A 19,040-nucleotide genomic window follows, 5' to 3' on the forward strand; every position below is an offset into this window, starting at 1 on the left:
GGTTCATGCCTGAACTGCCCGAAGTAGAAACCACCCGCCGCGGCCTGGCGCCGCACCTGCAGGGTCGCCGCGTACACGGCGTGATCCTGCGCCGCGCCGATCTGCGCTGGCCGATTCCGCCGGAAGTGGCCGAGCTGCTGCCGGGGCAGCGCATCGAGGAGATCCGTCGCCGCGCCAAGTACCTGCTGCTGGATACCGCCATCGGCAGCGCGGTGCTGCACCTGGGCATGTCCGGCAGCCTCCGCGTGCTGCCTGGCGATACCCCGCTGCGTGCCCACGACCACGTCGACATCAGCCTGGACAACGGCCGCCTGCTGCGCTTCAACGACCCGCGCCGCTTCGGCAGCCTGCTCTGGCAGCCGGCCGGCGAAGTCCACCCGCTGCTGCAGGGGCTGGGCCCGGAGCCACTGGATGATGCCTTCGACGGCGACTACCTGTTTGCCCGCAGCCGGGGCCGCAGTGCGCCGGTGAAGACCTTCCTGATGGACCAGGCGGTGGTGGTGGGCGTGGGCAACATCTACGCCGCCGAAAGCCTGTTCAAGGCCGGCATCAGCCCGCTGCGCGAGGCCGGGAAGATCTCGCGCGAGCGCTACCAGAGGCTGGCCGACGCGGTGAAGGAGATCCTGGGCTATGCCATCACCCGTGGTGGCACCACCCTGCGTGACTTCATAAGCCCGGACGGTGCGCCGGGCTACTTCGAGCAGGAACTGCTGGTGTATGGCCGTGACGGGCTGCCCTGCCCGAACTGTGGCCGCGCGCTGAAGCACGCCACCATCGGCCAGCGCGCCAGCGTCTGGTGCAGCCACTGCCAGCGCTGAGCCGGGCGGCCAGCGGCAGCTGAACGGGCAGGGGGCGTCTCCGCTGCCCGTTAACGTTTGTCTGCCTATGATGGCCGACCTTCCCTCTGTGCCTGACGCGCCTGCATGCAACGACGCGACTTCATCCGCAATGCCTCCCTCGCCCTGGCTGCATTCGGCCTGCCGTCCCTGCCCGCGTGCGCGGCCAGCAAGAGCGGCCAGATGGGCCTGCGCCGCCTCGGCCAGCCGCAGCCGTTCGACTTCGCCACCCTCAAGGGCCAGGCGCGCGCGCTGGCACAGGCGCCCTACAAGAGCCACAAGCGGGTGCTGCCGGGCCGCCTGGAAGGCCTGGACTGGGACCAGTACCAGTCGATCGGTTACCGCCAGGACCATGCGCTGTGGGCCGACCAGCCGGGCAAGTTCCAGGCCAAGTTCTTCCATCTGGGCCTGTACTTCCACTCGCCGGTGCGCATGTTCGACGTGGTCGACGGCAAGGCGCAGGAGCTGGCCTATGACGGCGCGGCGTTCAACTACGGCAAGAGCGGCATCAAGGACGGCGAGCTGCCGGCCGATCTGGGCTTCGCCGGGTTTCGCCTCAACACCCGCAAGGACACCGACCGCGACTTCGCCGCGTTCCTTGGCGCCAGCTACTTCCGCGCCGTCGGCAAGGAAGGCCAGTACGGCCAGTCCGCGCGTGGCCTGGCGATCGACACCGGCATGGGCAAGCCGGAGGAATTCCCGGACTTCATCGCCTACTACCTGGAGCAGCCGTCGGCCGATTCGGAGACGATCGTGGTCTACGGCCTGCTGGATTCGCCCAGCGTGGCCGGCGCCTACCGCTTCGCGATCACCAATGGCGACGTGCTGCTGATGGACATCGACAGTGCGCTGTACCCGCGCAAGGCGATCGAGCGGTTGGGCATCGCCCCGTGCACCAGCATGTACCAGGTGGGTGAGAACGACCGTCGCATGGCATGGGACTGGCGCCCGGAGATCCACGATACCGACGGCCTGTCGCTGTGGACAGGTGCCGGCGAGTGGATCTGGCGGCCGCTGCTGAACCCGCGCAACCTGCGTTTCAACATGTTCGTGGACCGCAACCCGCGCGGTTTCGGCCTGCTGCAGCGCGACCGCAACTTCGACCACTACCAGGACGACGGCGTGTTCTACGAGAAGCGCCCGTGCCTGTGGGTGGAGCCGAAGGGCGAGTGGGGCGAAGGCTCGGTGCAGTTGGTGGAGATTCCCACCGTGGACGAGACCTTCGACAACATCGTGGCTTTCTGGAACCCGAAGGAAAAGCCGCAGCCGGGCCAGGAGCTGCTGGTCGGCTATCGCCTGTACTGGGGTGCCGAACCGCCGGCACGGCCGCCGCTGGCGCACTGCGTGGCCAGCCGCACCGGCCTGGGCGGCGTGGTCGGCAAGAAGCGCGAGTACTTCAGCTGGCGCTTTGCGGTGGACTTCGAAGGCGGCGAACTGGCCAGGCTGATCGACAAGGGCGAGGTCGAGGCGGTGGTGGAAGCCAGCCGTGGCCGGGTCGAGATCGTGTCGGCGCGCCCGCTGCGCGAGATCAACGGCTACCGCGCGATGTTCGACCTGGTGCCGCCGGAAGGCAGCACCGAGCAGATCGACATCCGCCTGTTCCTGCGCAGTGGCGGCAAGACCCTCACCGAGACCTGGCTGTACCAGTACACCCCGCCGCCGGCCGGTGCGCCGGAGCGCACGCTGTACTGAATGGATGCGGCTCGGTGCCGGCCACACGCCGGTACCGTTGCTTCAAGGCTTGCTGTCGGTGGCGTGCGACTGGGTCGGCACACCCACTTCCACCGTGCCCCGGCGGATCTTCATCCAGGTTTCGTCCTGCCAGCGCTCGTACTGCTTCGGATCCCAGTACTTGGGGTCGTACAGACGGTCGGCCTTGATGGTGCGGGAGATTCCACCGTCCATGTACACGATGTCGACGTTGTTGGACATCGAGCCGACGCGGCTGCCAGTCATCTCGCGGCGCCCCTTTCTGAGCACTTCGGCCATGCGTGGGCGCGCGACCTCGTCGCCATACTCGGCGCGCAGCGCGCTTGCCTGTGCACGCGCTGCATCATGCTGCTCCAGCGGCAGCGTGGCCCAGTACTCGTTGCGCAGCTCGACGAACAACGGATAGCCACGTTCGGCGGCCACCTCCATCCAGGCATAGGCCATGACCGGATTGCGCGGCTGCTCTACCCCGTACCAGTACATCTCGCCGAGGTAGCCCTGGGCAGGCTTGTCCGCGTACCGCGCGGCCAGCCGGAAGTTGTCCATCGCGCCGTTGACATCGTTGCGACGCAGCGCGTTGATGCCCCATTGCCGGTACATCATGTCCGGGTGGCTGTCCATGAAACCGGCGCCGATCACCGCCGCATCGTCTTCACCGGACGGGCGTTCGGCTGCGATGGCCAGCGGGGGCAGCAAGAGCAGCAGCGGCAGCAGCAGCAGGGCGGAACGCATGTCGGACTTCCAGTTCGGCAGCAGGAGTGCCGCAGCCTAGGCGCGGCAGCGCTTGCTTGTAAACCGCTGGAGGTCATGGCGCACCGGCGCGCCTGCTACAACGGCAGCGGGGCCTGCGCAGGATCGATACGCCCTTCACCGCGGGTGATCTTCTTGAACTCGGCGCGGCTGACCGACACGTAGCGGTCGTTGCCGCCGATCTCCACCTGCGGGCCGTCCTGCACCGCATGGCCATGCTCGTCCACGCGCACCGTCATCGTTGCCTTCTTGCCGCTGTGGCAGATGGTCTTGATCTCCTGCATCTCGTCGGCCCAGGCCAGCAGGTACTGGCTGCCTTCGAACAGCTCGCCGCGGAAGTCGGTGCGCAAGCCGTAGCACAGCACCGGAATGCGCAGCTGGTCGACCACCTCGCTGAGCTGCCAGACCTGGGCGCGGGTCAGGAACTGCGCCTCGTCCACCAGCACGCAGCCCATCGGCCCGTTCGTGGCCAGGTCCTGCTCGACCCAGCGTTGCAGGTCGGTGTCACGGTCGAAGGCCATGCCCTCGGCGCGCAGGCCGATCCGCGAGGCGACCACGCCGGCGCCGGCACGATCGTCCAGGCGCGGGGTCAGGATCGCCACCCGCATGCCGCGCTCGCGGTAGTTGTGAGCGCTCTGCAGCAGGGTGGTGGTCTTGCCGGCGTTCATCGCCGAATAGTAGAAGTAGAGCTTGGCCATCGACGGATTGTACGCCGCAGCCCCGCTTCGCCGAAGCCGTTCAGCAACCCCACCGGCGGCCCGCTGTGGTCGTCACCCGGCCCCGCTACAATCCCCATCCCATGCACGGTCTCAATCCCCCCCAAGCCGCCGCCGTCCTGCACATCGAAGGCCCGTTGCTGGTGCTCGCCGGTGCAGGCAGTGGCAAGACGCGCGTGATCGTCGAGAAGATCGCTCACCTTATCGGCTGCGGGCGCTATCCCGCGCGCCGCATTGCGGCGATCACCTTCACCAACAAGTCGGCCAAGGAAATGCGCGAGCGCGTCGCCAAGCGCCTGCGCGAGCAGGATGCCGACGAGGTGACCATCTGCACCTTCCACGCCCTGGGCCTGAAGTTCCTGCAGATCGAGCACGCCGCCGTGGGCCTGAAGCGTGGATTCTCGATCTTCGATGCCGACGATGCCGCTGCGCAGATCAAGGACCTGATGTATGGGGCCAAGCCCGACGACATCGAGGACATGAAGAACCTGGTGTCGCGCGCCAAGAACGCCGGCCTGTCGCCCGAACAGGCGATGGCCGCCGCGCGCAGCAACCGCGAGAAAGAAGCGGCCAGTGTCTACGAGCGTTACCAGCTGCGCCTGACGGCGTTCAACGCGGTCGACTTCGATGACCTGATCCGTTTGCCGGTGCAGATCCTGGAGGAAAATCCGGAGATCGCGCTGGCCTGGCGTGAGCGCATCGGCTACCTGCTGGTGGACGAATGCCAGGACACCAACGACGCGCAGTACCGCCTGCTCAAGCAGCTGGCCGGTGAGAAGGGCAACTTCACCTGCGTGGGCGATGACGATCAGTCGATCTACGCCTGGCGTGGTGCCAACCCGGAAAACCTGCAGCAGATGGGGCGTGACTACCCCGCGCTGGAAATCATCAAGCTGGAGCAGAACTACCGCTGCTCCAACCGCGTGCTGCGCGCCGCCAACGCGCTGATCGCCAACAATCCGCATGAGCACCTGAAGAAGCTGTGGAGCGACCAGGCCGACGGCGAACGCATCCGCGTGTGGGAATGCCGCAACAGCGAACACGAAGCGGAAAAGGTCGCCGCCGAAATCGCCTTCGTGGCGCAGTCGCGCAACGTGCCGTGGAGTGATTTCTGCATCCTGTTCCGTGGCAACTTCCAGTCGCGCCCGCTGGAAAAGGCGATGCAGCTGCTGCGCATTCCCTACCACCTGACCGGCGGCACCATGTTCCTGGAACGCCAGGAAGTGAAGGACACGCTGGCCTGGCTGCGCCTGCTGGTGAACCCGGACGACGACACCGCGTTCATGCGGGCGGTGCAGTCGCCCAAGCGCGATGTGGGTGCCGGTACGCTGGCCAGGCTGGCCGAGCTGGCGCAGGAAAAGGACATGCCGATGGCGCATGTGGCCGAGACCATCGGCGCCCTGCAGCAGTTGCCGCCGCGCGCGGCCAACAGCCTGGCGCGCTTCACCGACATCCTGCGCGACCTGCGGGCGCAGATGCGCCAGGTGACGTCCGGCGACATGATCCGCAAGGTGGCCAAGGAATCGGGGTTGCTGAGCGAGCTGCGCCAGCAGGCCAAGGAAGAGGCCAGCTACCAGCGCCGGGCGAACAACATCGAGGAACTGGCGCAGTGGTTCGAGGGCGGCCCGCGCGGTGCCACCGCCGCCGACCTGGCCGGCCAGCTGGCGCTGCTCTCGCGCAGCGACAAGGACGAGGGCGGCAACCAGGTACGCATGATGACCCTGCATGCGTCCAAGGGCCTGGAATTCCCCTATGTCTTCATCGTCGGCTGCGAGGACGGCGTGCTGCCGCACCAGGTCAGCCTGGACGAGGGCAACCTGCAGGAAGAGCGGCGCCTGCTGTACGTGGGCATCACCCGAGCGAAGATCCAGCTGTGGATGAGTTACAGCAAGCTCACCCGCAAGTTCGGCGAGCATGTGCGGTTGAAGCCAAGCCGGTTCTTCGAGGAGATTCCGGCCGAGGAGATCCAGCGCGATGGTGCCGATCCGGTGGCCGATGCGGCGCGCAAGAAGGAACGGGCGAGCGCGGGGTTGGCGGCGATTGAGGCGCTGTTCGATTGAGGATCGAAAAGCTACTAAAGTGGTATTCCAATCCGTCCGATTGACGCTTCTGGCCTTGAGCCTGCATCGGGTTAAGGCCTAGTGTGAGCGCACCCGAAGTGCGCGCCGTGTCCTTCATCGTGTCCAACGACATCCCTGCTGTTCTCACTCATACCTTCCTCGGGCTGGGCCTGGTCCTGCTTGTTTCAGCGCTTCTGGCCTACGTTGGTGCCAGGCGCTTCCTCGATGGGGCGGTCATTGCCGATGGCAGGATCACCCATGTGGGTGCCATCCGTGTTGATCGCCGTGGTTCGCGCACTTCAGTGGTGAAGTTCGTGTACTCGGTGGACTTCACTACCAGCAGCGGGCAAGTGATGCGGTTCATCGCAGGTCGTACCCGCCATCGTGCCTACATGACGGGCGATCATGTAGATGTGCTGTACCTGCCGGACCGCCCGGACAAGGCCCTGGTGCGTTCGCTCTCATCACCCTGGAGCCTGAGCGTCATACTGGGATTGAACAGCGGCCCATTCCTGCTGGCGGCGGGACTTCTGCGCCTGCCGCAGGCGGCGAGGGCATGGCGGCGCAGGCAGCTCCTTCGCCACGGGACACGGGTGCAAGCCAAGGTCCGGGCGATCAAGCGCGATCGCGGAGTATTTTCGGGGGGAAGGCATCCGTTCGTCATCGTCTGCGCCTGGCGCGATCCTGAAACCACTCGATGGCATGTCTTCCACAGTGCGTATCTCTGGGCCGATCCCCGTGCACAGGTGAGTGGGCGTGAACTGGATGTCCATGTCATGCCGGGCAATCCGCGCTACTACCATGTCGATATCTCCTTCATTCGATCAGCGCCAGCACCTGCACGCTGATCGATCAACCCGGCCAGCACCATGCCCACCCTCCTAAGATGTTTTTTGCTGTTTTTCTTTGCCGTGGGCCTGCTGATCCTTCTGGCCGCCGCCTGGCTGTTCGTGGACGTCCAGCGTTTCGCGAGCAAGGCCGTTTCCGTAACCGGAACGGTGGTGGCCGTCCAGGCAGAGGATGCCCGGTCGGAAATGGAGGGGATGCCCGCACGTGACATCACCCTGCATCGCCCGGTGGTGAGGTTCCAGACCGCACAGGGGCAGATGATTCAGTTCACCGCGTCCTTTGCTACCGGGGCACCACTGTACGTGGTCGGTGAACAGGTACAGGTGCTATATCCCGGCGGCATGCCTTCCAAGGCTCGTATCCAGCACCCGGGATTGCGCTGGGGCGCACCGCTGCTGTTGGCGCTGATGGGCATGGGGTTCTGCCTGATCGCCGCATGCGTCCATCGCCTGTGCGTGCGCTACTGGCCGATCCTGTTCGGCCAGCGTGACGGGGCATGTGGCTAGGCTGGGCATCGTAGTGGCCCACTTGGCCTGAGCGTGCTGCACGGCGGGCGCTGGCGTTGCAAAATCGAGGTATTCCTTCCGGAGCCCACCCATGCATCCCATCGAAAGCGAACGCCTGCGGCTGCGCCGCCTGGAACCAGACCGGGATGCTGCGCCGATGCTGGCATTGCTCAATGATCCAGGCTTCGTGCGCTTCATCGGTGACCGCAACGTGCGCGACGAAGAACAGGCACGCGAGTACATCGCGCTGCGGGTGCTGCACAGCTATGCGTTGAATGGCTTCGGCATGTATGCCATCGAGCGGTTGTCTGATGGTGCCTGGCTGGGCAACGCCGGGCTGGTGCGGCGGGATGGCCTGCCGGGGCCGGACATCGGCTATGCGGTGCTGTCGGAATTCGCCGGGCAGGGCTATGCCGGTGAGGCGGCGCGGGCGGTGTTCGCGCATGCGCGCGGAGCGCTGGGCCTGCACGATCTGTATGGCATCACCGATCTGGACAACGTCGTGTCCGGGAAGATCCTGCTGGGGCTGGGCATGCAGGTGCGTGGGGTGATCCAGTTGCCGGGCGTGGACAGCCCGAGCCGGTTGTATGCAACGCCCGGTGCGGCGCAGGTCTGACCCCTCATGTTGGTAGGTGCCGGCCGCTGGCCGGCACAGTAGCGGCTGATGGTAGGTGCTGACCGTTGGTCGGCACTATTCAGATGCAGTGCCGACCAACGGTCGGCACCCACCCCCTCAACCGCGCAGTTCGGCCAACTGTGCCTGCAGTTCGGCCACCGCCGCTTCCAGCTGGGCCACGCGCTCGGCCAGGCCCGGGTCGGCCGCATCGCTGCTGCCACCGCCGCTGCTGGCGTACTTCGCCGCCAGCGCTGCGCCGTCCACTTCGCCGCACAGCAGGTGCATGTAGCGGTCTTCGCGCTGGCCGCTGGCGCGCGGCAGCACCACCAGCAGCGCGCGCTGCTGCAGGCGATCGATGGCGTGGCGGGCCTCGTCGGTGTCGGCGAAGCGGTGCAGGCGTTCGCTGCGCGTGACCAGCTCGCCCAGCGTCTGCGGCCCACGCAGCAGCAGCAGCGCCAGCAACACGGTCTGCTGCCGGGTCAGGTCCAGCGCGGCCTGCAGGCGGTGCTCATAGCGGTCCGCGCGCGAGGAGAAGTGCTGGCGGGCCAGGCCCAGCGCCTCCAGCTGGCGCAGCGCATGTTGCACGCTGCCGGCATCGACGTTCATCACCGGCTCGCGGGCGGTCTTCTGGTTGGCGGCCGATTGGGCGGCATTGACGGTCAGCGGATAGGTGTCCGGGGTGGTCGCCTCCTTCTCCACCAGGCAGCCCAGCAGGCGGGCCTGCACGGCGTCGAGCAGGGGGACGTCGGGGGTCTGGGTGGAATCGGTCATGGCGGCCTCCGGAAGGGCAACGGGTCAACCGCCAAGCATAGCCGTCCCGGGACCGCCTTTGCCGGTAAAATGCGCGGGTATATCTGATTGCCGGTGAATCCATGCGTCGTCCCGTTTCCCTGTCCCTGACCCTGCTCGCCACTGCGGCGCTGGGCCTGTCCGCCTGCAAGCGCGTGGATGCGCCTGCCGCTGAAGCCGCTGCGCCGGAGGCCCCGGCCGCCGCTGCCAAGGCCGACGGCGCGCTCGATGCCGCTGCCAATGACAACCTCAATGCAGTGCTGTGGATGCAGCGCGCGCAGGAGTACAAGGCGATCACCGAGCAGACCTACCGCGCCGCCGCCGACCACCTGGACGCCGCGCTGAAGGAAGCCCACTGGGATGCGCTGGTGCCGGAAGAACGCGGCAACGAGGCCAAGGGCCTGAAGCCGGCCGTGGTGCTGGACGTGGACGAGACCGTGCTGGACAACTCGCCCTACCAGGCGCGCCTGGTGCGCGATGGCAAGGAGTACGACGAGCTGAGCTGGGACCAGTGGGTGGCCGAGAAGAAGGCCAAGGCCATTCCGGGCGTGGTCGATTTCGCCAAGGCCGCCAACGCCAAGGGCGTGACCCTGCTGTACATCTCCAACCGCGCCGTGCACCTGAAGGACGCGACCCTGGCCAACCTGCGCGAGCAGGGCCTGCCGGTGGCCGATGACAGCGTGTTCCTCGGCCTGGGCACCGTGGTCGAAGGCTGCGAGCAGGCTGGCAGCGAGAAGAACTGCCGCCGCCGCCTGGCCGGGCAGAAATACCGCGTGCTGATGCAGTTCGGCGACCAGCTGGGCGATTTCGTCGAAGTGACCGCCAACACCAACGACGGCCGTGACGCGCTGCTGCAGCAGTACCACGACTGGTTCGGCGAGCGCTGGTGGATGCTGCCGAACCCGACCTACGGCGGCTTCGAGCCGGCGCAGTTCAACAACGACTACAGCCAGTCGCGCCAGGCCCGCCACGACGCCAAGCGCGCTGCCCTGGACTACGCACCGTGAGCCGCGCGCCGCTGCCGCTGCGCGACGACGAGCGCCTGATCTTCGCGCTGGACGTGCCTGACCGCGTGCAGGCGCTTGAGTGGGTCGACCGCCTTGGCGACAGCGTGGTGTTCTACAAGATCGGCATGGAACTGCTCGCCTCCGGCGAGTACTTCCAGGTGCTGGACGAGCTGGCCCGCCGCGACAAGCGCGTGTTCGTCGACCTGAAGTTCTTCGACATCCCGGCCACCGCCGCGGCGGTGATCAAGCGCCTGTCGCAGTGGCCGGTCAGCTACGCCACCATCCATGGCTGGCACCCGGCGATGATGGAAGCCTGCGCCGCCGCCAACAGCAGCGACATGCGCCTGCTGGCGGTGACCGTGCTGACCTCGATGGGCCGTCCGGACCTGGCCCAGATGGGCATCGACCGTGAGCCGGTGGACGTGGTGGTCGAGCGCGCGCTGGCCGCGCAGGCGGCCGGCATCGATGGCGTGATCGCCTCGGGCCAGGAAGCCGGCCCGATCCGTGCCGCTACCGGCGCCGGGTTCTCGATCGTCTGCCCGGGCATCCGCCCCGGTGGCCCGGTCGGCGATGACCAGAAGCGTACCGTTGGCGTGGCCCAGGCCTTTGCCGATGGCGCCGATGCCATCGTGGTCGGTCGCCCGATCCGCCTGGCGGCCGATCCGCAGGCCGCGGCCCGGGCCATCCAGCAGGAAATCACGTCGGCGCTGGCTGCGCGCTGAGATTCCGCTGCGCACGCTGCAGGCCCGAACGCCATCCCGACCCGCGCGGGATGGCGTTTTTGCATCCGTCCACCAGCGGTTGTGCCCGAATCGCCGCAAAACCTGCCGTAGATTTCATGGCCTCCATGCGAAGCGTCGGGTTGATCAATAAAATCAATGATTTATACGTAACTACGTGAAGTGTTGCCTTAACTTGAGCGGCAGCGTAGGATCGCCGCCATCCGGTCCTCGGACCGGACATGTGCCACAACACTGTCCACCGGCCCCGCGCCGGCTTGAAGAGCCTGTGATCCCCGTGATCCCGGCTCTTTTTTTATTCCGGTCAGTGACTTGCACAAGCAACAGCGGAAACCGTGACGTCCCGGCTTGCCGCTGTCACGTCGCAGGCCGCAAGATGCGGACCGGTCCGGGGAGTCCGAGTGCATGAGCGTGGCAGTGCGAGGAAGGTCTGCGCGTGGATGGGGGCTGGCAGCCATGCTGCTGCTGGCAGTGGCGGCGTGCCGTGAACCGGCCAACGATCCGGCCAGGCCGGCGGCCGAACCGGTTGCGGCGGTGCAGGCGATGGCCCTGCGCCTGGCCGAAGACGATCTGGTCGGCTATGCGAAGCTGTCGGTACCGCCGAGCCAGTACCAGCGCCTGCAGCAGGCCTGGGCCGAAGGCCACAGCCAGTGGCCGCTGACCGAGCTGCCGCTGGGTGACCAGCTGCTGCCGATGCTGGCCGCACTGCGCACGCCCAATGCCAGCGCCGAACTGCAACGCAGCTTCGACCGCCAGCTGGCCGGCCAGGCCGGTGCCGTGCGCCAGGCCGCGCAGTCGATGGGCAACTTCGGTGTGCAGTACCTGCGCCATCAGAAGGGCTACACACCGGGCCAGCAGGCGCATTACATCGCACTCGTCGAAACCCTCGCCAGCTGGGCGCAGGGGGCACCGATCAGTGACCGCGCCCGCGCGCGCAGCACCATCGCCGTGCTGGTCGGCGCGGCCGGCAAGGTCGGCTTCGACGATGAAGCCAGCATGCAGGCCGCGGGCATGGAAGGCAGCCTGCAGCAGCTGGCGCCGTTCATCCACACCCTCAAGGCGGTGCTCGGCAGCTACGGGCTGGGCGTGGACGACGCGCTGCGCAGCGTGCGCGGCGAGCTGCTGTCGGTGGAGGGCGACAATGCGCTGGTACGCCTGCACTACGACCTGGCTGGCCGCGAAATGACCCTGCAACTGCCGCTGAGCCGCCGCGAGGGCCACTGGTACCTGACCCGCACCCTGGCCGACACCGACGCGCTGCTGCGCAAGGCCGATGCGGCCCGCGCCGCTGCGTCGCCGTCACCGGCTGAAGCCCCCGCCGAGGGTGGGGAAGCGGCAACGCCGCCGCCTAAGCCATAATGGCGCCGATGTCGAAACAGAACCCGCTGCCGTTCCCCGGCGAAGAATCCCAGTCGACGCCCGCCGATACGGTGCCGGCGTCCCCCTCGACCGGTACCGGCCCGAACCCGGTACCGCCGCCCGCGCACGCGCGTCCAGCCGGCCGCCGCCCGTTGTGGGCTCGCCTGCTGGGCCGCCTGGTCGAGCCGTGGCTGTCGCTGAAGATCGAGCCGGAAGACCCGGGCCAGTACAACGATGGCCGCCCGGTCATGTACGTGCTGGAAGACTACGGCCTGTCCAACGCGCTGATCCTGGACAAGGCCTGCCGTCAGGCCGGCCTGCCGTCGCCGCTGGTGCCGCTGGCCGGTGACCCGACCGGCCGCAAGCGCGCCTACCTGGCGCTGTCGCGGCGCAGCTCCAGCAACTCGCTGATCCCCGAACAGCGGGGTGCCAAGACCCATTCCGATTCGCTGGCCAAGGTCCTGCAGGCGCATCGCGTGCGCGACGACCTGGACGTGCACCTGGTGCCGGTGTCGATCTTCGTCGGCCGCGCGCCGGACAAGCAGAGCGGCTGGTTCGCTGTGCTGTTCTCGGAAAACTGGGCGCTGGTCGGCCGCTTCCGCCGCCTGCTGGCGGTACTGCTCAACGGCCGCAGTACCATCGTCCGCTTCGCCCCGCCGATCTCGCTGCGCAGCACCGTGGACGAAGGCCTGGAGCCGGAGCGCACGGTACGCAAGTTGCAGCGCGTGCTGCGTACGCACTTCCGCCGCATCCGTGAATCGGTGATCGGTCCTGACCTGTCGACCCGGCGCCTGCTGGTGGACCAGGTGCTGGCGGCCGAACCGGTGCGCGAAGCGATCGCCTCGCAGGCCAAGCGCGACAACTCGAAGCCGGCCGACGCCTGGAAGAAGGCGCACGCCTACGCCTGGGAAATCGCCGCGGACTACTCCAGCCCGGTGGTGCGTTCGGCCAGCTTCATGCTCAGCCACGTGTGGAACCGCATCTATGCGGGCGTGCTGGTGCACCACCTGGACAAGTTCAAGGCCGCCGCACCGGGCCACGAAGTGGTCTACGTGCCCAGCCACCGCAGCCACATGGACTACCTGCTGCTGTCCTACCTGCTGTACGACCGTGGCATCGTGCCGCCGCACATCGTGGCCGGCATCAACCTGAACCTGCCGGTGGTCGGCACCCTGCTGCGCAAGGGCGGTGCGTTCTTCATCCGCCGCTCGATCCGTGGCAACGCGCTGTACTCGGCCGTGCTCAGTGAGTACGTCGCGCAGCTGGTGGCCGGTGGCTACTCGCTGGAGTACTTCGTCGAAGGCGGCCGCTCGCGTACCGGCCGCCTGCTGCAGCCCAAGGGCGGCATGATCTCGATGACGCTGCGTGCGTTCCTGCGCCAGCCGCGCAAGCCGGTGCTGTTCCAGCCCATCTACATCGGCTACGAGAAGCTGATGGAGGGCGGCAGCTACCTGGACGAACTGTCCGGCCGGCCGAAGGAAAAGGAATCGATCTGGTCGCTGCTGTGGGGCATCCCCAAGGTGCTGAAGCAGAACTACGGCCAGGTGGTGGTGAACTTCGGCGAACCGATCGCACTGAACGACGTGCTGGCCGAGAAGGCGCCGGAGTGGAAGGGCGAGGCGGTTTCCGAAGACGAGAAGCCGGCCTGGCTGTCGACCACGGTGGATACGCTGGCCGAGCGCATCCAGGTGCGCATCAACGGCGCCGCCGACGTCAACCCGATCAACCTGCTGGCGCTGGCCCTGCTGTCCACGCCGAAGCACGCGATGGGCGAGGCCGACCTGATCGCGCAGATCGAGCTGTGCAAGACGCTGCTGGTCGAGATGCCGTATTCGGACCGGGTGACGGTGACCCCGCATTCGCCGGAGCGGATCATCGCCCACGCCGAGGAAATCAACGTCCTCACCCGTATCAAGCATCCGCTGGGCGACGTGCTCAGCGTCAGCGGCGATACCGCGGTGCTGCTGAGCTACTTCCGCAACAACGTGCTGCACCTGTTCACCGCCTCGTCGTGGGTGGCCTGCTGCTTCCAGAACAACCGCCGCATGAGCCGCACCGGCCTGGTCCAGCTGGGCCGCACGGTGTACCCGTTCCTGCAGGCCGAGCTGTTCCTGCCGTGGAGCGAGGACGAGTTCGCCCAGCGCATCGACCAGACCATCGACGTGTTCGTGCGCGAGGGCCTGCTGCAGAACGTCAACGACGACGACGGCGGCATCCTGGCGCGCAACACCGGGCAGACCGACGAAGTATTCCGCCTGCGTGCGATTGGCCATTCACTGCAGCAGGCGTTCGAGCGCTACTACATCGCCATCTCGGTGCTGGTGAAGAACGGCCCGGGCGTGCTGGGTGCGGCCGAGCTGGAAAGCCTGTGCCAGCAGGCGGCGCAGCGTCTGAGCCTGCTCTATGCACCGGCCGCGCCGGAGTTCTTCGACCGCACCCTGTTCCGTGGCTTCATCCAGAAGCTGCGCGAGCTGCGCCTGGTGTGGCCGGACGAGAACAGCAAGCTGCTGTTCGACGAGCGCCTGGATGCCTGGGCCAAGGACGCCAAGTTCATCCTCGGCCGCGAGCTGCGCCACACCATCGAACGGGTCAGCCCGGAAGCGGCACGCCCGGACGAGCCGGCGCCGCAGGATTGAACTGAATCCTGCGGTGGGTGTGGACCTTGGTCCACACACCTTCCCGTCGTGCCAACCAAGGTTGCCACCTACCAGGGCAGAGGCCAACCAAGGTGGGCGCCCACCAGAGCAGGAGGCCAACCAAGGTTGGCACCCACCTGAACCCGGCTCAGGCCGGTTCGTCGGGAATCTGCAGGCTTTCCAGCCTGGCGATGCAGTCTTTCAACTGCAGCTTGCGCCGCTTCAGGCGCTTGGCTTCCAGCTCGTCCTCGCCATTGGCGGCCATGCGGGTGATCTGCTCATCCAGCAGGCGATGCTCGGCGCGCAGGGCGGCGAGGTGCTCGACGATCTCGGCGGGGCTGTAGGTGTCCACAGCGTCCGAGCATACACAGCGTTGATGACTGCCGGGAGAGGGGAATCCCGACCCCCGGCCGTGGCCGCTCCGAGCCGTTAGAATGGAACCCATGAGTGCCGTGATTTCCCTTCCCGATCCCCTGCCGCGTTCCCAGCCGCGCGCCGCCCGCGATCCGCGCGTGGCCGAGCGCGAGCAGCACAAGCTGGCCAAGCGCCTGCGCCGCCAGGTCGGTGAGGCGATTGCCGACTTCGGCATGATCGAGGCCGGCGACAAGGTCATGGTCTGCCTGTCCGGCGGCAAGGACAGCTACACCCTGCTGGACGTGCTGCTGCAGCTGCAGAAGAAGGCGCCGGTGCCGTTCGAGCTGGTGGCGGTGAACCTGGACCAGAAGCAGCCGGACTTCCCCGAGCACGTGCTGCCGGAGTACCTGGCAGGGCTGGGCGTGCCGTACCACATCATCGAGCAGGACACCTATTCGGTGGTCAGCCGGGTCATTCCGGAAGGCAAGACGATGTGCTCGCTGTGCTCGCGGCTGCGTCGTGGTGCGCTGTACAACTACGCCGAAATCCATGGCTTCACCAAGATCGCGCTGGGCCACCACCGCGACGACATGGTGGCCACGTTCTTCATGAACCTGTTCCACCACGCCAAGCTGTCAGGCATGCCGCCGAAGCTGCGCAGCGATGATGGCAAGCATGTGGTGATCCGGCCGCTGGCCTACGTGCGCGAGAGTGACATCGTCGAGTACGCGCAGGCGCGCCAGTTCCCGATCATTCCCTGCAACCTGTGCGGCAGCCAGGAGAACCTGCAGCGCCGCCAGGTCGGCCTGATGCTGAAGCAATGGGAAAAGGACCACCCGGGCCGCATCGAGCAGATCGCGCGTGCCATGGGCGAAGTCCGGCCCTCGCAGCTGGCTGACACCACCCTGTTCGATTTCATGGCGCTGGGCCGTCGCGACGACGCGCCGCTGCCCGACGCCCATGCCTGGCTGGCCGGTTCCCCGGCCGACGCCGACGCAGATCCCGAGACGCCCGCCGTTTAAGGTCGGCCGCCCTTCCTCTTTGCCATCCGGAATTCCATGTTCTTTCGCAACCTGACGTTCTTCCGTTTCCCGACCACCACCGATTTTTCCGAAGTCGACACCCTGCTGCCGCACGCCCTGCTGAAGCCGGTCGGCGCGCTGGAAATGAACTCGCGCGGCTTCATCTCGCCGTTCGGCCGCGAGGAGAAGGAGCTGCTCTCCCACCGCATCGCCGAGCACCTGTGGCTGACCGTGGGCGGGGAGGACAAGATCCTGCCGGCGGCGGTGGTCAACGACCTGCTCGAGCGCAAGCTGGAGGAGATCGAGGAGAAGGAAGGCCGCCGCCCGGGTGGCCGCGAGCGCAAGCGCATGAAGGACGACCTGCTGCATGAACTACTGCCGCGCGCCTTCGTGAAGTCCTCGCGCAACGACGCCTTCATCGACCTGCAGCACGGCTACGTGGCGGTGGATACCTCCAGCCGCAAGACCGGCGAGTACTTCATGTCCGACATCCGTGGCCTGCTCGGCAGCTTCCCGGCGATGCCGCTGAACGCCGAAGTCGCGCCGCGCTCGATCCTGACCGGCTGGATCGCCGGCGAGCCGCTGCCGACCGGGCTGAGCCTGGGCGAAGAGTGCGAGATGAAGGACCCGGTGGAAGGTGGCGCGGTGGTCAAGTGCCAGCATCAGGAGCTGCGCTGCGACGAGATCGACAAGCACCTGGACGCCGGCAAGCAGGTGACCAAGCTGGCGCTGATCTTCGAGGACAACCTGTCCTTCGTGATCGGCGACGACCTGATCGTGCGCAAGCTGAAGTTCCTCGACGGTGCCCTGGACCAGCTGGAGCATGCCGACGAAGATGGCCGCCGCGCCGAGTTCGACGCCCGCTTCGCCCTGCAGAGCGCCGAGATCCGCCGCCTGTTCCTGTTGCTGGAAGAAGCCTTCAAGCTCAGCAAGGCTGACTGAACAGGCAGCCCGACGGCCGCCGGTCATCCGGCGGCCCGAAGCAGCGCTATGCTGGGTGCATGAGCCGTCTGCTGCGCCGCCTGATCAGCCCGACCCCGCCCGCCACCGTACAGCGCGACACCGTTCGCCTGCGCCTGGAGGATGCCGAGATCGAGGTACTGCGCGTGCGCGATCCGCGTGCGCGCCGCATCAAGCTGAGCGTGGACGAACGCGGCGCTCGCCTGACCCTGCCGCCGCGCGCAAGCCTGGTGATGGGCGAACGCTTCCTGGAACAGCACCGCGACTGGCTTGCACTGCAGTTGCGCCAGTACCAGGGCCAGGGCCTGCCGGCGCCGCTGCAGCCCGGCGAAGACGGCGTGCTGCCCCTGCGCGGCGAACTGCTGCCACTGCGCTGGCAGGAAGGCCGCTATGCGCGCCTGGAGATCGACGCGCACGGCGCCTGCGTGCAGTGGCCCACCCGTGGTGGTGACGCCACCCTGCGCCGTCTGCTGCGCGAGTTCTACGAAGCCCAGACCCGCGCCGACGTCGGTCGCTGGCTGCCGAAGTACCTGCCCACCCTGCCGCGCGCACCCAGCCGCCTGCGGCTGAAGGTGATGTCCTCGCAATGGGGCTCGCTGGCCCCCGACGGCAGCATGGCACTGGACCTGGCCTTGGTGCTGGGCCGCTCGGAAGCGTTCGAATACGTGCTGGTGCATGAACTCTGCCACCTGATCCAGCCCAACCACTCGCCCGCGTTCTGGCACGAAGTGGAACAACGCTTCCCCGCCTGGCGCGAACAGCGCGACTACTTCCAGCTGGAAGGGCGACGCCTCAAAGCGATGCTGCGCCAGCTGCTGTGACCGCGCCCCGCACCCTGTAGAGCCGAGCCCACGCTCGGCTGACGCGCGCAGCGCGGGGTTCCAGTCATCACGTTGAAGAGCAGCCGAGCATGGCTCGGCTCTACAAAAGCGCGCGCAGCGCGCGACCCGCTCCTGCTCTTCTTTTTCTCTTCCGTGGTGGGCACATCGGAAACTGTCCGTGGCCGGGCGGGGTGGGTTGCGCAGGGGCGTGAGCCGCATGGATGCGGCGACCGAGCTTACAGGGACGTACTTGCAGCGACCCCTGCGCAATCCACCCCGTCCGGCCAAGCACGGCATTGCCTTCGGATACGCCCCACCACGAGGGGCTCAGCCGTTGGCCGAAACCCTCACCCCGCCCGCAGCGCCGCCGCCGCCGCCCACCGCGCCGCCACCCGCGGCGCCGTAATGCACACCGCCTGATCCGTCACCGTCGTCACCGCGCGCTCCAGCAGCTGGATATCCGCCTCATGTTGGCGCGCCACATGCGGATCCTCGAAGAAAATCGCACGCTGGCAACGCCCCTCCAGCACCCGGTCGGCAATCTGCGCATCACCGCCCATCGGGCCGCTCTGGTAGCGCGTCACCCACGGCGTATCACGTGGCCAGCCCCGGCTCCAGGCCAGCTCGTTCAAACGCTGGCCGGTGGTTCCGGTCGCCACCCGCTCACCGAACCGGGCCAGCACATCGAAGTGCTCATCGGCGAAGGCCAGCATCGCCGGCTTCATCGCATCGTGCGCGATCAGTGCCAGCGTCTGGCCTTCGAACGCATGCAGGTCGTCGGCGCCGCCGTCTGCCGCCAGCCCGGCGTGGACGCGCTCCACCTCGACCCAGTCGCGGGCGGTGGCCACGGTCGAAATGAACGGCTTGCCGTGAATCACGCACTGGCGCTTCAGCGCCGTGGCTTCCGGAAATACCGAGGACGGATCGACCGGATCAATCAGATAGATCGCACCATCCAGTGTCCGATCCGGACCCATGCCAACGACTTCGGCGACCAGCTTCATCAGTCCACCCTCGCGACCGTAGGGATAACGGTGCAGGCCCGCGTACCCGGCCAGGAAGCCCTGTCGTTCGATCGCGTCATGGGTGCGACCGACCGCATGCAGCGACACGCCCAGCTCGCGCAGGCCGGCCTCGCTGCTGCGCAGCCAACGGAACAGCGCGGCGCGCGCGTCGTGGTGATGAAGACGGTTGGCAGCCAGGCCGATGCGCATCGAACGCTCCGCAGTTACGGGTGAAGGCGGCAGTGTATGTCGGCATTCCCCTATCTGGATGCTTTTACAACTTTCTTCATTGCCGTCGGTCCGCA

18 protein-coding genes are annotated in these 19,040 nt (G+C 67.2%); 13 read left to right on the forward strand and 5 right to left on the reverse strand.

The window, feature by feature from the left end; all coding sequences use genetic code 11:
• The first annotated feature begins 5 nt into the window (after positions 1–5).
• Complete coding sequence (gene mutM, locus ACW5IY_RS00220; protein WP_049436163.1) at positions 6–818, forward strand: bifunctional DNA-formamidopyrimidine glycosylase/DNA-(apurinic or apyrimidinic site) lyase; 813 nt, start codon at positions 6–8, stop codon at positions 816–818.
• Between the two features lie 105 nt (positions 819–923).
• On the forward strand, positions 924–2,528 hold the full coding sequence (locus ACW5IY_RS00225) for an OpgD/OpgG family glucan biosynthesis protein (protein WP_012509627.1): 1,605 nt from the start codon (positions 924–926) through the stop codon (positions 2,526–2,528).
• A gap of 42 nt (positions 2,529–2,570) precedes the next feature.
• On the opposite strand, the gene ACW5IY_RS00230 is transcribed toward ACW5IY_RS00225, so the two are convergent.
• The gene (locus ACW5IY_RS00230; protein ID WP_049436165.1) at positions 2,571–3,278 is read right to left on the reverse strand and encodes an SEL1-like repeat protein; all 708 of its coding nucleotides are present in this window, start codon (positions 3,276–3,278) and stop codon (positions 2,571–2,573) included.
• A 95-nt stretch (positions 3,279–3,373) separates the two neighbouring features.
• Positions 3,374–3,994: a thymidine kinase gene (locus tag ACW5IY_RS00235; protein ID WP_010487338.1), complete on the reverse strand. Its 621-nt coding sequence runs from the start codon at positions 3,992–3,994 to the stop codon at positions 3,374–3,376.
• Between the two features lie 101 nt (positions 3,995–4,095).
• Between ACW5IY_RS00235 and ACW5IY_RS00240 the strand changes: the two genes are divergently transcribed.
• The 4 genes from ACW5IY_RS00240 (at position 4,096) to ACW5IY_RS00255 (ending at position 8,043) form a co-directional block, all read left to right on the forward strand.
• Complete coding sequence (locus ACW5IY_RS00240; protein ID WP_019338128.1) at positions 4,096–6,072, forward strand: UvrD-helicase domain-containing protein; 1,977 nt, start codon at positions 4,096–4,098, stop codon at positions 6,070–6,072.
• 107 nt (positions 6,073–6,179) lie between these two features.
• Positions 6,180–6,920 (forward strand): DUF3592 domain-containing protein, encoded by a 741-nt coding sequence (locus tag ACW5IY_RS00245; protein WP_160314120.1) that lies wholly within the window; start codon positions 6,180–6,182, stop codon positions 6,918–6,920.
• A 21-nt stretch (positions 6,921–6,941) separates the two neighbouring features.
• Positions 6,942–7,427, forward strand: a complete 486-nt coding sequence (locus tag ACW5IY_RS00250) for a DUF3592 domain-containing protein (protein ID WP_100049978.1) — start codon at positions 6,942–6,944, stop codon at positions 7,425–7,427.
• Between the two features lie 91 nt (positions 7,428–7,518).
• Positions 7,519–8,043 (forward strand): GNAT family N-acetyltransferase, encoded by a 525-nt coding sequence (locus ACW5IY_RS00255; protein WP_049436172.1) that lies wholly within the window; start codon positions 7,519–7,521, stop codon positions 8,041–8,043.
• Positions 8,044–8,160: 117 nt separating this feature from the next.
• Here the strand turns inward: ACW5IY_RS00255 and ACW5IY_RS00260 are convergent, their stop codons facing one another.
• Positions 8,161–8,814, reverse strand: coding sequence for a YceH family protein (locus tag ACW5IY_RS00260; protein ID WP_010487332.1), 654 nt, complete (start codon positions 8,812–8,814; stop codon positions 8,161–8,163).
• A gap of 101 nt (positions 8,815–8,915) precedes the next feature.
• On the opposite strand from ACW5IY_RS00260, the gene ACW5IY_RS00265 reads away from it, so the two are divergent.
• The 4 genes from ACW5IY_RS00265 to plsB all read left to right on the forward strand — a co-directional run bounded on the left by ACW5IY_RS00265 (position 8,916) and on the right by plsB (position 14,574).
• A complete protein-coding gene (locus ACW5IY_RS00265) occupies positions 8,916–9,839 on the forward strand; it encodes a 5'-nucleotidase, lipoprotein e(P4) family (RefSeq protein ID WP_049436174.1) in 924 nt (307 codons plus the stop codon).
• Positions 9,836–10,561, forward strand: coding sequence for an orotidine-5'-phosphate decarboxylase (gene pyrF, locus ACW5IY_RS00270; RefSeq protein ID WP_049436176.1), 726 nt, complete (start codon positions 9,836–9,838; stop codon positions 10,559–10,561). The genes ACW5IY_RS00265 and pyrF overlap by 4 nt, the downstream gene beginning before the upstream one ends.
• 423 nt (positions 10,562–10,984) lie before the next feature.
• Complete coding sequence (locus ACW5IY_RS00275; RefSeq protein ID WP_049436178.1) at positions 10,985–11,938, forward strand: hypothetical protein; 954 nt, start codon at positions 10,985–10,987, stop codon at positions 11,936–11,938.
• Complete coding sequence (plsB, locus tag ACW5IY_RS00280; RefSeq protein ID WP_049436179.1) at positions 11,938–14,574, forward strand: glycerol-3-phosphate 1-O-acyltransferase PlsB; 2,637 nt, start codon at positions 11,938–11,940, stop codon at positions 14,572–14,574. The genes ACW5IY_RS00275 and plsB overlap by 1 nt, the downstream gene beginning before the upstream one ends.
• A gap of 148 nt (positions 14,575–14,722) precedes the next feature.
• Here the strand turns inward: plsB and ACW5IY_RS00285 are convergent, their stop codons facing one another.
• A complete protein-coding gene (locus ACW5IY_RS00285; protein WP_005421068.1) occupies positions 14,723–14,926 on the reverse strand; it encodes a YdcH family protein in 204 nt (67 codons plus the stop codon).
• Positions 14,927–15,017: 91 nt separating this feature from the next.
• Here ACW5IY_RS00285 and ttcA point away from each other — a divergent pair, with 91 nt between their 5' ends.
• From ttcA to ACW5IY_RS00300, 3 genes are read left to right on the forward strand one after another with little or no spacing between them, the layout of a single operon-like run.
• The gene (gene ttcA / locus ACW5IY_RS00290) at positions 15,018–15,950 is read left to right on the forward strand and encodes a tRNA 2-thiocytidine(32) synthetase TtcA (RefSeq protein ID WP_180836268.1); all 933 of its coding nucleotides are present in this window, start codon (positions 15,018–15,020) and stop codon (positions 15,948–15,950) included.
• 36 nt (positions 15,951–15,986) lie between these two features.
• A complete protein-coding gene (locus ACW5IY_RS00295) occupies positions 15,987–16,892 on the forward strand; it encodes a recombination-associated protein RdgC (RefSeq protein ID WP_005411825.1) in 906 nt (301 codons plus the stop codon).
• Between the two features lie 59 nt (positions 16,893–16,951).
• Entirely contained in the window at positions 16,952–17,731 is a 780-nt protein-coding gene (locus tag ACW5IY_RS00300; protein WP_032128692.1) for a M48 family metallopeptidase, read from the forward strand.
• Positions 17,732–18,078: 347 nt separating this feature from the next.
• Here the strand turns inward: ACW5IY_RS00300 and ACW5IY_RS00305 are convergent, their stop codons facing one another.
• Entirely contained in the window at positions 18,079–18,945 is an 867-nt protein-coding gene (locus ACW5IY_RS00305; protein WP_010487313.1) for a methylglyoxal synthase, read from the reverse strand.
• Between the last annotated feature and the right edge of the window lie 95 nt (positions 18,946–19,040).

Source organism: Stenotrophomonas sp. C-A (genome assembly GCF_054030835.1).

Coding starts and splice junctions, on each gene's coding strand:
- ACW5IY_RS00225 (WP_012509627.1), top strand. CDS start 924: ATGCAACGACGCGACTTCATCCGCAATGCCTCCCTCGCCCTGGCTGCA.
- plsB (WP_049436179.1), top strand. CDS start 11,938: ATGGCGCCGATGTCGAAACAGAACCCGCTGCCGTTCCCCGGCGAAGAA.
- mutM (WP_049436163.1), top strand. CDS start 6: ATGCCTGAACTGCCCGAAGTAGAAACCACCCGCCGCGGCCTGGCGCCG.
- ACW5IY_RS00235 (WP_010487338.1), bottom strand. CDS start 3,994: ATGGCCAAGCTCTACTTCTACTATTCGGCGATGAACGCCGGCAAGACC.
- ACW5IY_RS00250 (WP_100049978.1), top strand. CDS start 6,942: ATGCCCACCCTCCTAAGATGTTTTTTGCTGTTTTTCTTTGCCGTGGGC.
- ACW5IY_RS00305 (WP_010487313.1), bottom strand. CDS start 18,945: ATGCGCATCGGCCTGGCTGCCAACCGTCTTCATCACCACGACGCGCGC.
- ACW5IY_RS00260 (WP_010487332.1), bottom strand. CDS start 8,814: ATGACCGATTCCACCCAGACCCCCGACGTCCCCCTGCTCGACGCCGTG.
- ACW5IY_RS00265 (WP_049436174.1), top strand. CDS start 8,916: ATGCGTCGTCCCGTTTCCCTGTCCCTGACCCTGCTCGCCACTGCGGCG.
- ACW5IY_RS00300 (WP_032128692.1), top strand. CDS start 16,952: ATGAGCCGTCTGCTGCGCCGCCTGATCAGCCCGACCCCGCCCGCCACC.
- ACW5IY_RS00230 (WP_049436165.1), bottom strand. CDS start 3,278: ATGCGTTCCGCCCTGCTGCTGCTGCCGCTGCTGCTCTTGCTGCCCCCG.
- ACW5IY_RS00295 (WP_005411825.1), top strand. CDS start 15,987: ATGTTCTTTCGCAACCTGACGTTCTTCCGTTTCCCGACCACCACCGAT.
- ttcA (WP_180836268.1), top strand. CDS start 15,018: ATGAGTGCCGTGATTTCCCTTCCCGATCCCCTGCCGCGTTCCCAGCCG.
- ACW5IY_RS00240 (WP_019338128.1), top strand. CDS start 4,096: ATGCACGGTCTCAATCCCCCCCAAGCCGCCGCCGTCCTGCACATCGAA.
- ACW5IY_RS00255 (WP_049436172.1), top strand. CDS start 7,519: ATGCATCCCATCGAAAGCGAACGCCTGCGGCTGCGCCGCCTGGAACCA.
- ACW5IY_RS00275 (WP_049436178.1), top strand. CDS start 10,985: ATGAGCGTGGCAGTGCGAGGAAGGTCTGCGCGTGGATGGGGGCTGGCA.